The organism is Geodermatophilus sp. SYSU D00703 (assembly GCF_054050155.1).
Window position 1 is genome coordinate 195,930 of record NZ_JBJGYU010000005.1, and the last position, 13,310, is coordinate 209,239.

Sequence of the window (13,310 nt, forward strand, 5' to 3'; positions counted from 1 at the left end):
GTGCCGCCGGCACCCGCCGGCGACGTGCACGACCCGTACGACAGCACCGATCCCAGACCGTCGGCCCCAGAGCAGCGGCCACCACCCACGAGGCGAGCGAGGCGCAGTGAGCGACGAGAAGCCGGGACGCGAGGACGAGCCTCGCGCCGCCTCCGACGCTGAGCTGACCGACGAGCAGCTCGACCGCGAGGCCCCGGGCGTCGACGACGCCGCCGAGCTCGAGGCCGCCGAGGCCGACCTCGCCGCCGAGGCCGAGGCCGACGAGGACAAGGTCGTGGCCGGGCGGCCCTCGGGGGCCCGCCGCGGGAGCCGGATCACCGCCGGGGACGACGAGGACGACGAGCCGGTCGCCCCGCGCACCCGCCGGGCGGCCCGCGAGCGCACCGACGCCCGTCCGGCCGGGGAGGGGACGGGCACGCGGTCGCGTGCGGCGGCCCAGCGGGCCCGCGCCGAGGAGGTCCGCCAGCGGCGCAGCCTGCGCCGGTTCCTGCGCGAGGTCGTCGCCGAGCTGCGCAAGGTCATCTGGCCGGGTCGGCGGGAGCTGATCACGTACACGACCGTCGTCATCGTCTTCGTCGCCTTCATCGTGGCGCTGGTGGCCGGCCTGGACCTCCTCTTCGCCCAGGGCGTGCTCGCCGTCTTCGGCTGAGCACCGCCGCCACACCCACACGACGCCGACGAGGAAGAGACACCGTGACCGACCCCCGCGAGCCCTTCGACACCGACAGCGCCGTCGAGGGGATCGACCTCGACGACGCCCGCTTCGACGTCCGCGGCACCGCGGACCTCGAGACCGGCGCGGGCGAGCCCGGAGCCGCCGAGGGGTCCATCGACACCGTCGACCAGGACGCCCTCACCGGCGTGGCCGACGCGACGCCCGAGGTGGAGAGCGGCGATGCCGACAGCCTGGTGAGCGACCCGCTGGCCGCCCCGGCGCCGTCCTCCGACCTGGCCGAGGACGAGGAGGAGGACCCGGCCGAGGCGCTGCGCAAGGCCCTGCGCATCGCGCCCGGCGACTGGTACGTCGTCCACTCCTACGCGGGCTACGAGAACAAGGTGAAGACCAACCTGGAGTCCCGCATCCAGTCGCTGGACATGGAGGACTACATCTACCAGATCGAGGTGCCCACCGAGGAGGTCACCGAGATCAAGAACGGCAAGCGCACGCAGGTCAACCGCAAGGTCTTCCCCGGCTACCTGCTGGTCCGCATGGAGCTCAACGACGAGTCCTGGGGCGCGGTGCGCAACACCCCCGGCGTCACCGGCTTCGTGGGTGCCACCTCGCGGCCCTCGCCGCTCACCCTCGACGAGGTCGTCAAGATCCTCGCCCCGGCCATCCAGAAGCCGGCGGCCAAGGCCGCGGAGACGACGACCACCACGGCCGCTCCGGTCGCCGTCGTCGACTTCGAGGTCGGCGAGTCGGTCACCGTCATGGACGGCCCGTTCGCCACGCTCCCGGCCACGATCAACGAGATCAACGCCGAGCAGCAGAAGCTGCAGGTGCTCGTCTCCATCTTCGGCCGGGAGACGCCGGTCGAGCTCTCGTTCAACCAGGTCCAGAAGATCTGAGGAAGGACCCCGTCGCCCCCACCGCTCGTAAGCTCGCGGCGGGGCCCTGCGACGGGGCCGTTCCATCCCGTCACCGAGAAGGAAGTCATGCCCCCCAGGAAGCGGTTGACCGCGGTCATCAAGCTCCAGATCAACGCCGGCGCGGCGACCCCCGCCCCGCCCGTGGGTCCGGCGCTCGGCCAGCACGGCGTCAACATCATGGAGTTCTGCAAGGCGTACAACGCCGCCACGGAGTCGCAGCGCGGCAACGTGATCCCGGTCGAGATCTCGGTCTACGAGGACCGGTCGTTCACCTTCGTCACGAAGACCCCGCCGGCGGCGCGCATGCTGCTCAAGGCGGCCGGCGTGGAGAAGGGCTCCGGCGAGCCGCACAAGACCAAGGTCGCCAGCGTGACCCGCGACCAGGTCCGCGAGATCGCCCAGACCAAGATGGCCGACCTCAACGCCAACTCCCTGGAGCAGGCCGAGAAGATCATCGAGGGCACCGCGCGCTCGATGGGCATCACCGTCCAGGGCTGAAGAAGGACCCCGGTGCCCCCCAGCCCTCGCTCCGCTCGGGCCGGGTCCCTGCACCGGGGCCGTTCCATCAGGTAACGAGTGGGAGGGCCTCTCGCCAGGCCCGTGCACCACACGACTCCCGGCGGACGCCGGGGGAGAGGAACCACCATGGCGAAGCACGGCAAGAAGTACCGCGAGGTCGCCGCGAAGGTCGACCGCGACAACCTGTACTCCCCGCTGCAGGCGGCGACCCTGGCCAAGGAGACCTCCCCGACCACCTACGACGCCACCGTCGAGGTGGCCATGCGGCTCGGCGTCGACCCGCGCAAGGCCGACCAGATGGTCCGCGGCACGGTGAACCTGCCGCACGGCACCGGCAAGACCGCCCGCGTCATCGTGTTCGCCACCGGTGACAAGGCCGCCGAGGCCGAGGCCGCCGGCGCCGACGTCGTCGGCTCCGACGACCTGATCGAGCGCATCCAGGGCGGCTTCCTGGACTTCGACGCGGCGATCGCCACCCCGGACCAGATGGCCAAGGTCGGCCGGATCGCCCGCATCCTCGGCCCGCGCGGCCTGATGCCGAACCCGAAGACCGGCACCGTCACCCCCGACGTGACCAAGGCCGTCGCCGACATCAAGGGCGGGAAGATCAACTTCCGCGTCGACAAGCAGGCCAACCTGCACCTGGTCATCGGCAAGACCTCGTTCGACGAGACCAAGCTGGTGGAGAACTACGCCGCGGCGCTGGACGAGGTCCTGCGGGCCAAGCCGGCCGCCGCCAAGGGCCGGTACCTGAAGAAGGTCACCATCTCCACGACCATGGGCCCGGGCATCCCGGTTGACCCGAACCGCACCCGCAACCTGACGGTGGACGAGCCCACCGCCTGACGACGGGCACCTCGTCGGAGGCCCCGCAGCGCGCCGCGCTGCGGGGCCTCCGACGTTCCCGGGACCGGCGGCCGTGGATCAGGGGGTGAACAGCTCCGCGGTGGCCGAACCGCCGCCGGCCACGAGCACCTGCCCGTCGGTGAGCAGCGTGGCGGCGTGGCTGTAGCGAGGGGGGCGCCATGGCCGCGACCCCCGACCACGTGCCGCCGACCGGGTCGAAGGACGCGCAACTGGCCAGGTCGGTCTGCGCCTGACGGTCGTAGCCGCCCGTCACCAGCACGGCTCCGCTGCCCAGCAGCACCGCGGCGGGGTGCTCCCGCGGCGGGGCGGTCGCGCCGGGGCTCGTCCCCGTGCCCGTGGCGGGGTCGAAGAGCTCGAGGGTGGGGACGAAGACGTCCTCGGCGTAGCCGCCCAGCACGAGGACGCGCCCGCCAGGCAGCGACAGGGCGGTGTGCGCGGTCCGCGGTGTGAGCAGCGGAGCTCCCACCGACCACGTACCCGTCGCGGGGTCGTAGACCTCGCACGTCGCCGTCTGCTGGCCCCCGGCGTCCCCGCCGGCGACGGGCACGGTGCCGTTCGGCAACAGGCTCGCGCTGTGCCCGCTGCGCCCCGTGCCCGTCGGTCCCGTGGCCGACCAGCCGCTCATGGCTCCCCCTCCCCGGGCGACGTGTCCTGCCCAGGGTCGGTGACCGCCCGGACCCTGACGGCCATCCGGGCGTCCGTGGGCCCGACACGGACGCCGCCGTACCGGGCGTGAGCGCGCGACGACGCACGGAGAGCCGCGTCCGGGGGAGCCCGCCGGGTGAGGACGGCGACAGCGGCGGTCCCGCGGCATGGCGTATGCTCGTCGCCGTTCCCCCCAAGACCGCTGGTCGTCGCACGTCCGCGTGCGATCGAAGGTCCCGGATCCCGGGCGGCCCGCGCAGGAGGACGGTCCGATCGGTGGGCGCCGTGCGTCCGCCTCTCGCCCCGTGCGCCCTGCGCCGGGGCGTTCCTCGTCTCCGGGCCCGGTAGATCGCCCGCCGTCGTGCACCGGCCGGTGGTCGCCCGACAGACGAGAGGAGGCCCATGCCCACGCAGGCGAAGGCCGCGGTGATCGACGAGATCACCGAGCGGTTCCAGTCGTCCAGCGCGGCGTTGCTCACCGAGTACCGCGGGCTGACCGTGGCCCAGCTGACCCAGCTGCGCCGTTCCCTCGGTGAGGGCAGCAGCTACGCCGTCGTCAAGAACACCCTGACGAAGCGGGCCGCGGAGCAGGTCGGTTTCGGCGACCTGACCCCGCTGCTCAACGGGCCGACCGCGATCGCCTTCATCGAGGGCGACCCGGTGAACGCCGCCAAGGCCATCCGTGACTTCGCGCGCGCCAACCCGCTGCTCGTCGTCAAGGGTGCCGTGGTCGAGGGCCGCACCGTCGGCGCCGCCGAGGTCACCGCCCTGGCCGACGTCGAGCCGCGCGAGGTCCTGCTGGCCAAGCTGGCCGGCGCGATGAAGGGCAACCTGTCCAAGGCCGCGGGTCTGTTCCAGGCCCCGCTGTCGCAGGTCGCCCGCCTGGCCGCTGCGCTGCAGGAGAAGAAGCCCGCCGAGGGCGGCGACTCCGCTGCTGCTGACACCACCCCCGCCACCGACGCTGACGCCGCCGACGCCGCGGCCAGCACCGACTGACCCAGAAGGAGAGATCATGGCCAAGCTGTCCACCGCGGAGCTGCTCGACGCGTTCAAGGAGATGACGCTGCTCGAGCTGTCCGACTTCGTGAAGCAGTTCGAGGAGACCTTCGAGGTCACCGCTGCTGCGCCCGTCGCCGTCGCGGCCGCCCCGGCCGCCGGTGGTGCCGGTGGCGACGGCGGTGCCGCCGCTGTCGAGGAGCAGGACGAGTTCGACGTCATCCTCGAGAGCGCCGGTGACAAGAAGATCCAGGTCATCAAGGAGGTGCGCGGCCTGACCTCGCTGGGCCTCAAGGAGGCCAAGGACCTGGTCGACGGCGCGCCGAAGCCGGTCCTGGAGAAGGTCGCCAAGGACGCCGCCGAGAAGGCCAAGGCCGCTCTCGAGGGCGCCGGCGCCACCGTCACCGTCAAGTAAGGAGGACCTCGCTGCCCCCACGCCTCGCCCGCTCGGCGTGGGACCCTGCAGCGAGGCCCTGCCCGGCGCCTGACCGCCGGGGCCGTTCCACCGCGTTCCCAGGGGCCGTCCTCCACCCGGAGGGCGGCCCCTGCGGCATCCGGCCGCGGCCGGCGGACCCCGGGCGCCCATCCGGGGAAAAGCGCGGCGTGGCACTCCCGCAGCGGCCGTCCGGCTGGCACCATGGGCGTGTCGTCACACGCGCGACCGACCCGGCTCCCACTGGGCCGGCTGTCCTTCCCGGGTGTGTGTCCGGTCGCACCGGACCCCCGACGTGGACAGCCAGCCGCAGCAGGGGTAGGGTTCTCTGTTGCGCTGCCCCCTGACTGCCTGCCCGCTACTGACGGGTCACATGTGGTGCCCGGGATCCGTCCCGGACACCCGGTGGATCCCCCATGGTGCAGGAATGACGCGGACAGCCCCGCCATCACCGACGACGACCCAGGACGACCCAGCACCCACCGCCCGCACGTCGTGAGGTCCTTGGAAGGACGCATCTTGGCAGGCTCTCGCCCCACCAGCATCTCCGCCAGCACCACCGAGTCAGGCACCACCGGTACCACCCCGCAGCCTCCCCAGACCGCCCCCCGCACCGGCGAGGCCGACCAGCAGAAGATCCCCGGCGCGCCGCTGCGCGTGTCGTTCGCCAAGATCTCCGAGCCCCTCGAGGTGCCGGACCTCCTGGCGCTCCAGACCGCCTCCTTCGACTGGCTGGTCGGCAGCCCCGAGTGGCGCGCCACCCTCGCGCCGGAGGAGCAGGCCACCGCCGTCGGCGGGCTCGCCGAGATCCTCGAGGAGATCTCCCCGATCGAGGACTTCAGCGGCTCGATGTCGCTGTCCTTCTCCAACCCGCGCTTCGAGGACGTCAAGGCGTCCCTGGAGGAGTGCAAGGACAAGGACATGACCTACGCGGCGCCGCTGTTCGTCACCGCGGAGTTCATGAACAACACGACCGGCGAGATCAAGAGCCAGACGGTGTTCATGGGCGACTTCCCCATCATGACGAAGAAGGGCACCTTCGTCATCAACGGGACCGAGCGCGTCGTCGTCTCGCAGCTCGTCCGCAGCCCCGGCGTCTACTTCGACAAGACCCTGGACAAGACGTCGGACAAGGACGTCTTCAGCGCCAAGGTCATCCCCAGCCGCGGTGCCTGGCTGGAGTTCGACGTCGACAAGCGCGACACCGTCGGCGTCCGCATCGACCGCAAGCGCCGCCAGCCGGTCACCGTGCTGCTCAAGGCGCTGGGCTGGACCGAGGACCGCATCCGCGAGCACTTCCAGTGGTCGCCGACCGTCCTCGCCACCCTGGAGAAGGACCACATCGCCGGGCAGGACGAGGCGCTCCTCGACATCTACCGCAAGCTGCGGCCGGGTGAGCCGCCGACGCGGGAGAGCGCCCAGGCGCTGCTGGAGAACCTCTTCTTCAACCCGAAGCGCTATGACCTGGCCAAGGTCGGCCGCTACAAGGTGAACAAGAAGCTCGGCCTCGAGGTGCCCCAGGCCACCCTGACGCTGACCGAGGACGACATCGTCGCCACCATCGAGTACGTGGTGCGCCTGCACGCCGGCGAGCCCGACCACGGTGTCGACGACATCGACCACTTCGGCAACCGCCGCCTGCGCACCGTCGGCGAGCTGATCCAGAACCAGATCCGGGTCGGCCTCTCCCGCATGGAGCGTGTCGTCCGCGAGCGGATGACCACCCAGGACGTCGAGGCGATCACGCCGCAGACGCTGATCAACATCCGGCCGGTCGTCGCCTCCATCAAGGAGTTCTTCGGCACCAGCCAGCTGTCCCAGTTCATGGACCAGACCAACCCGCTCGCGGGCCTGACCCACAAGCGCCGCCTGTCGGCGCTGGGCCCCGGTGGTCTGTCCCGTGAGCGGGCCGGCATGGAGGTCCGCGACGTCCACCCGAGCCACTACGGCCGGATGTGCCCGATCGAGACGCCGGAAGGCCCGAACATCGGCCTGATCGGCTCGCTGTCGGCCTACGGGCGGGTGAACGCCTTCGGCTTCATCGAGACCCCGTACCGCCGGGTCGAGAACGGTGTGGTCACCGACCGGATCGACTACCTGACCGCCGACGAGGAGGACCGCTTCGTCGTCGCCCAGGCCAACTCGCCGCTGGACGTCCAGGGCCGGTTCGCCGAGGAGCGCGTCCTGGTCCGCACCAAGGGCGGCGAGGTCGACTACCTGCCGCCGGCCGACGTCGACTACATGGACGTCTCGCCACGGCAGATGACCTCCGTCGCGACGGCGATGATCCCGTTCCTCGAGCACGACGACGCCAACCGCGCGCTCATGGGCGCGAACATGCAGCGTCAGGCCGTCCCGCTGCTGCGCAGCGAGGCGCCGCTGGTCGGCACCGGCATGGAGTTGCGTGCCGCCGTCGACGCCGGCGACGTCGTGGTGGCCGAGAAGGCCGGTGTGGTCGAGGACTCCACCGCCGACTACGTCACCGTCATGGCCGACGACGGCACCCGGCAGACCTACCGGCTGCTGAAGTTCCGTCGCTCGAACCAGGGCACCTCGATCAACCAGACCCCGGTCGTCGACGAGGGGCAGCGGGTCGAGGTCGGCCAGGTCATCGCCGACGGGCCGTGCACCGACCAGGGTGAGATGGCGCTGGGCAAGAACCTGCTCGTCGCCTTCATGCCGTGGGAGGGCCACAACTACGAGGACGCGATCATCCTGTCGCAGCGCCTCGTGCAGGACGACGTCCTGTCCTCGATCCACATCGAGGAGTTCGAGGTCGACGCCCGCGACACCAAGCTCGGTGCCGAGGAGATCACCCGGGACATTCCGAACGTCTCCGAGGAGGTCCTCGCCGACCTCGACGAGCGCGGCATCATCCGCATCGGTGCCGAGGTCGTCCCCGGCGACATCCTCGTGGGCAAGGTCACGCCCAAGGGCGAGACCGAGCTGACCCCCGAGGAGCGGCTGCTCCGGGCGATCTTCGGCGAGAAGGCCCGCGAGGTCCGCGACACGTCGCTGAAGGTCAAGCACGGCGAGTCCGGCAAGGTCATCGGCGTCCGCGTGTTCTCCCGCGAGGACGGCGACGAGCTGCCCGCCGGCGTCAACGAGCTGATCCGGGTCTACGTCGCCCAGATGCGCAAGATCTCCGACGGTGACAAGCTCGCCGGCCGCCACGGCAACAAGGGCGTCATCGCGAAGATCCTGCCGCAGGAGGACATGCCGTTCCTCGAGGACGGCACCCCGGTGGACATCGTCCTCAACCCGCTGGGCGTGCCCGGCCGGATGAACGTCGGCCAGGTCCTGGAGACCCACCTCGGGTGGGTGGCCAAGTCCGGCTGGCAGGTCGAGGGCGACCCCGAGTGGGCGGCGAACCTCCCCCCGGCCGCGCGGGCGGCCGGGCCGGGCACCCGGACGGCGACCCCCGTGTTCGACGGTGCCCGCGAGGAGGAGATCGTCGGGCTGCTGAGCTCGACCGTCCCGAACCGCGACGGCAACCGGATGGTGGCCCCGACCGGCAAGGCGCGGCTGTTCGACGGCCGCTCCGGCGAGCCGTTCCCCGAGCCGATCTCGGTGGGCTACGTCTACATCCTGAAGCTGCTGCACCTGGTCGACGACAAGATCCACGCCCGGTCGACCGGCCCCTACTCGATGATCACGCAGCAGCCGCTGGGTGGTAAGGCGCAGTTCGGTGGCCAGCGCTTCGGTGAGATGGAGTGCTGGGCGATGCAGGCCTACGGCGCGGCCTACGCGCTGCAGGAGCTGCTCACCATCAAGTCCGACGACATCCTGGGCCGCGTCAAGGTCTACGAGGCGATCGTCAAGGGCGAGAACATCCCCGAGCCGGGCATCCCGGAGTCGTTCAAGGTGTTGCTCAAGGAGCTGCAGTCGCTCTGCCTGAACGTGGAGGTCCTCTCCGGCGACGGGCAGGCGATCGAACTGCGTGACACCGACGACGAGGTCTTCCGGGCCGCGGAGGAGCTGGGCATCGACCTGTCCCGCCGCGAGCCCTCCAGCGTCGAGGACGTCTGATCGGCCGCCGGCCGGCCCCAGCACCCGGGGCCGGCCGGCGCCCACCCAAGACCATCAGCAAGAAGTGCAGTAACCGAGCCCCGGGAAAGGGGTCCACTCAGTGCTCGACGTCAACTTCTTCGACGAGCTCCGCATCGGTCTGGCCACCGGCGACGACATCCGCCAGTGGAGCCACGGTGAGGTGAAGAAGCCCGAGACCATCAACTACCGGACGCTGCGTCCGGAGAAGGACGGTCTCTTCTGCGAGAAGATCTTCGGTCCCACGCGGGACTGGGAGTGCTACTGCGGCAAGTACAAGCGGGTCCGGTTCAAGGGCATCATCTGTGAGCGCTGCGGCGTCGAGGTGACCCGGGCCAAGGTCCGCCGCGAGCGGATGGGCCACATCGAGCTGGCCGCGCCGGTCACCCACATCTGGTTCTTCAAGGGCGTTCCCTCGCGCCTGGGCTACCTGCTCGACCTGGCGCCCAAGGACCTCGAGAAGATCATCTACTTCGCGGCCTACCTGATCACCTCGGTCGACGACGAGGCGCGCCACCGCGACCTCCCGACCATCGAGGCCGAGATCAGCGCGGAGAAGCACAACCTCGAGAGCCGTCGGGACGCCGACGTGGAGGCCCGCCAGCAGAAGCTGGAGGCCGACCTCGCCGAGCTCGAGGCCGAGGGCGCCAAGTCCGACGTCCGCCGCAAGGTCCGCGAGGGTGGCGAGCGCGAGATGCGCCAGCTGCGCGACCGCGCCCAGCGGGAGATCGACCGCCTCGAGGAGGTGCTCGACACCTTCCGCAAGCTCGAGGTCAAGCAGCTCATCGCCGACGAGGGGCTCTACCGCGAGCTCCGCGACCGGTTCGGTGAGTACTTCGAGGGCGGCATGGGTGCCGCGGCGCTGCAGAAGCTGCTGGCCGAGTTCGACCTCGACGCCGAGGCCGCCGCGCTGCGCGAGACCATCCGCAGCGGCAAGGGCCAGCGCAAGCTGCGCGCCCTCAAGCGGCTCAAGGTCGTCGCGGCCTTCCAGCAGACCCGCAACTCGCCCATGGGCATGGTGCTGGACTGCGTCCCGGTCATCCCGCCGGACCTGCGCCCGATGGTGCAGCTCGACGGTGGCCGCTTCGCCACCAGCGACATGAACGACCTGTACCGCCGCGTGATCAACCGGAACAACCGGCTGAAGCGTCTGCTCGACCTCGGCGCGCCCGAGATCATCGTGAACAACGAGAAGCGGATGCTGCAGGAGTCGGTCGACGCGCTGTTCGACAACGGCCGTCGCGGCCGGCCGGTCACCGGCCCGGGCAACCGCCCGCTGAAGTCGCTGTCCGACCTGCTCAAGGGCAAGCAGGGCCGGTTCCGCCAGAACCTGCTCGGCAAGCGCGTCGACTACTCCGGCCGTTCGGTCATCGTCGTCGGCCCGCAGCTGAAGCTGCACCAGTGCGGTCTGCCCAAGCAGATGGCCCTGGAGCTGTTCAAGCCGTTCGTGATGAAGCGGCTGGTCGACCTCAACCACGCGCAGAACATCAAGTCCGCCAAGCGGATGGTGGAGCGCGCGCGGCCGGTCGTGTGGGACGTGCTCGAGGAGGTCATCACCGAGCACCCGGTGCTGCTCAACCGCGCGCCGACTCTGCACCGTCTCGGCATCCAGGCCTTCGAGCCGCAGCTGGTCGAGGGCAAGGCCATCCAGATCCACCCGCTGGTCTGCACCGCGTTCAACGCGGACTTCGACGGTGACCAGATGGCGGTGCACCTGCCGCTGTCGGCCGAGGCCCAGGCCGAGGCCCGCATCCTCATGCTGTCGTCGAACAACATCCTGTCCCCGGCCGACGGTCGTCCGATCACCGCGCCGACCCAGGACATGGTGCTGGGCCTGTACCACCTGACCACGCTGGTGCCCAGCCGGCACGAGGCCGACGGCGGCAGGCCGGCGGCGTTCGGCTCGCCGGCCGAGGCGATCATGGCCTTCGACCAGGGTGCGCTGGGCCTGCAGGAGCGGGCGTTCATCCGCCTCGACGAGGTGTTCGGCGTCGACAACGGCAAGGTCAACGAGCCGTGGGAGCAGCCGGAGGACTGGACCCCGGGTGCGGCGGCGCTGGTCGAGACCAGCCTGGGCCGGGTGCTGTTCAACGAGGCCCTGCCCGAGGACTACCGCTTCGTCAACTACCAGGTGCCGAAGAAGGAGCTCGGGGCGATCGTCAACGACCTCGCCGAGCGCTACCCCAAGGTGCAGGTCGCGGCGACGCTGGACGCCCTCAAGTCGGCCGGTTTCCGCTGGGCCACCCGGTCCGGCGTCACGATCGCGATCGACGACGTCGTCACCCCGCCGGCCAAGCAGGAGATCCTCGACCGGCACGAGGACGAGGCCCGGCAGATCGAGCGCCAGTACGAGCGCGGTGTCATCACCGACGCCGAGCGTCGTGGCGAGCTGATCGAGATCTGGACCCGCGCGCGGGCCGAGGTCTCCCAGGCGATGGTGGACAACTTCCCGACCACCAACCCGGTCTGGGTCATGGTCAACTCGGGCGCCCGAGGCAACATGATGCAGATCAGCCAGATCGCCGGTATGCGTGGCCTGGTCGCCAACCCGAAGGGCGAGATCATCCCGCGGCCGATCAAGGCCAACTTCCGGGAGGGTCTGTCCGTGCTGGAGTACTTCATCTCCACGCACGGTGCCCGCAAGGGTCTGGCCGACACCGCGCTGCGGACCGCGGACTCCGGGTACCTCACCCGCCGGCTGGTCGACGTCTCCCAGGACGTCATCATCCGCGAGGAGGACTGTGGCACCGAGCGCGGCGTGATCATGCCCATCGCGACCGTGATCGACGGCCAGCTCACCCGGGACGCGCACGTCGAGACCAGCGTGTACGCCCGCTCCCTGGCCGCCGACGTGGTGGCCGAGGACGGCACGCTGATCGCGCAGGCCGGCCAGGACCTCGGAGACGTGCTGATCGGCCAGCTGGTCGACGCCGGCGTCGCGGAGGTCAAGGTCCGCTGCGTCCTGACCTGCGAGTCGCTGCTCGGCACCTGCGCCACCTGCTACGGCCGGTCGCTGGCGACCGGCAAGCTGGTCGACGTCGGCGAGGCGGTCGGCATCATCGCCGCCCAGTCGATCGGTGAGCCCGGCACCCAGCTGACGATGCGCACCTTCCACACCGGTGGTGTCGCGGGTGAGGACATCACCCACGGTCTGCCGCGTGTGGTCGAGCTCTTCGAGGCACGCGTCCCCAAGGGTAAGGCGCCGATCGCCGAGCTGGCCGGCACCGTCCGCATCGAGGACGGCGAGCAGTTCCGCAAGCTCACGATCACCCCGGACGACGGCTCCGACGAGGTCGTCTACGACAAGCTGTCGCGCCGTTCGCGGCTGCGGGTCGAGGACGGCGGCCACGTCGAGGTCGGCGAGCAGCTCACCGAGGGTGCGGTCGACCCGCACGAGGTGCTGCGGATCATGGGCCCCCGCGAGGTGCAGCTGCACCTGGTCCGCGAGGTCCAGGAGGTCTACCGCAGCCAGGGCGTGTCGATCCACGACAAGCACATCGAGGTGATCATCCGGCAGATGCTGAAGCGGGTGACCATCATCGACTCGGGCGCGACGGAGTTCCTGCCCGGTGCGCTGGTCGAGCGGACGCTGTTCGAGACCGAGAACCGTCGGGTCGTCGCCGAGGGTGGCGAGCCGGCCTCGGCCCGCCCGGTGCTCATGGGCATCACCAAGGCCTCGCTCGCGACCGAGTCGTGGCTGTCGGCCGCCTCCTTCCAGGAGACGACCAAGGTGCTCACCGACGCCGCGATCCAGGGCAAGAGCGACAGCCTGCTCGGCCTCAAGGAGAACGTGATCATCGGGAAGCTGATCCCGGCCGGTACCGGGATCAGCCGCTACCGGAACATCACGGTCGAGCCGACCGAGGAGGCCCGCGCCGCCGTCTACACGATGGCCGGGTACGACGACGGGCAGTACTACAGCCCGGACGTCTTCGGTCAGGGCTCCGGCGAGGCCGTCCGCCTCGAGGAGTACGACTGGCGGGGCTGAGCCCCCGGTAGTCCACGAGGAGGGCCCCCAGGTCGCGCAGACCTGGGGGCCCTCCTGCGTCACTGTCGTCCGCCGGACGACACCGTGGCCAGGTGCCGTCCCCCTGCTGCCTGGGCCCTCCCCGTGTCCCGGGGGGGGGGGGGGGGGGGGGGGGGGGGGGGGGGGGGGGGGGGGGGGGGGGGGGGGGCGGCGGCGGGCGGGGCCGGCGGGGCGGGTCGCCTGACG

Annotated in this window: 9 protein-coding genes; 8 read left to right on the forward strand and 1 reads right to left on the reverse strand. The window is 70.9% G+C overall.

The genetic code is table 11. From position 1 onward, the window contains the following. Window positions 1-106 precede the first annotated feature (106 nt). The 4 genes from secE to rplA all read left to right on the forward strand — a co-directional run bounded on the left by secE (window position 107) and on the right by rplA (window position 2,955). Complete coding sequence (gene secE, locus ACI782_RS08780) at window positions 107-649, forward strand: preprotein translocase subunit SecE (protein ID WP_456908163.1); 543 nt, start codon at window positions 107-109, stop codon at window positions 647-649. Window positions 650-693: 44 nt separating this feature from the next. Further along, entirely contained in the window at window positions 694-1,569 is an 876-nt protein-coding gene (gene nusG, locus ACI782_RS08785) for a transcription termination/antitermination protein NusG (protein ID WP_456908165.1), read from the forward strand. 87 nt (window positions 1,570-1,656) lie between these two features. Further along, a complete protein-coding gene (rplK, locus tag ACI782_RS08790) occupies window positions 1,657-2,088 on the forward strand; it encodes a 50S ribosomal protein L11 (protein WP_456908167.1) in 432 nt (143 codons plus the stop codon). A gap of 147 nt (window positions 2,089-2,235) precedes the next feature. Then, window positions 2,236-2,955 (forward strand): 50S ribosomal protein L1, encoded by a 720-nt coding sequence (gene rplA, locus ACI782_RS08795; RefSeq protein WP_456908168.1) that lies wholly within the window; start codon window positions 2,236-2,238, stop codon window positions 2,953-2,955. Here rplA and ACI782_RS08800 read toward each other — a convergent pair. Continuing rightward, on the reverse strand, window positions 2,870-3,790 hold the full coding sequence (locus ACI782_RS08800; RefSeq protein ID WP_456908170.1) for a Kelch repeat-containing protein: 921 nt from the start codon (window positions 3,788-3,790) through the stop codon (window positions 2,870-2,872). The two genes, rplA and ACI782_RS08800, sit on opposite strands and share 86 nt — an antisense overlap. A gap of 233 nt (window positions 3,791-4,023) precedes the next feature. Between ACI782_RS08800 and rplJ the strand changes: the two genes are divergently transcribed. From rplJ to ACI782_RS08820, 4 genes are all read left to right on the forward strand, one after another. Continuing rightward, window positions 4,024-4,617 carry a 50S ribosomal protein L10 gene (gene rplJ, locus ACI782_RS08805; RefSeq protein WP_456908172.1) on the forward strand — a complete coding sequence of 198 codons (594 nt, stop codon included), beginning with the start codon at window positions 4,024-4,026 and terminating at the stop codon, window positions 4,615-4,617. Between the two features lie 16 nt (window positions 4,618-4,633). Further along, window positions 4,634-5,032, forward strand: coding sequence for a 50S ribosomal protein L7/L12 (gene rplL / locus ACI782_RS08810; protein WP_456908174.1), 399 nt, complete (start codon window positions 4,634-4,636; stop codon window positions 5,030-5,032). 537 nt (window positions 5,033-5,569) lie between these two features. After that, window positions 5,570-9,079, forward strand: a complete 3,510-nt coding sequence (gene rpoB, locus ACI782_RS08815; protein ID WP_456908176.1) for a DNA-directed RNA polymerase subunit beta — start codon at window positions 5,570-5,572, stop codon at window positions 9,077-9,079. Window positions 9,080-9,179: 100 nt separating this feature from the next. Then, window positions 9,180-13,085, forward strand: coding sequence for a DNA-directed RNA polymerase subunit beta' (locus ACI782_RS08820; RefSeq protein ID WP_456908178.1), 3,906 nt, complete (start codon window positions 9,180-9,182; stop codon window positions 13,083-13,085). Window positions 13,086-13,310 lie beyond the last annotated feature (225 nt).

Bases quoted from the DNA above. Each gene is read 5' to 3' on its own strand.
- rplK (WP_456908167.1), top strand. From the start codon at position 1,657: ATGCCCCCCAGGAAGCGGTTGACCGCGGTCATCAAGCTCCAGATCAAC.
- rplJ (WP_456908172.1), top strand. From the start codon at position 4,024: ATGCCCACGCAGGCGAAGGCCGCGGTGATCGACGAGATCACCGAGCGG.
- rplA (WP_456908168.1), top strand. From the start codon at position 2,236: ATGGCGAAGCACGGCAAGAAGTACCGCGAGGTCGCCGCGAAGGTCGAC.
- rplL (WP_456908174.1), top strand. From the start codon at position 4,634: ATGGCCAAGCTGTCCACCGCGGAGCTGCTCGACGCGTTCAAGGAGATG.
- ACI782_RS08800 (WP_456908170.1), bottom strand. From the start codon at position 3,790: ATGCCGCGGGACCGCCGCTGTCGCCGTCCTCACCCGGCGGGCTCCCCC.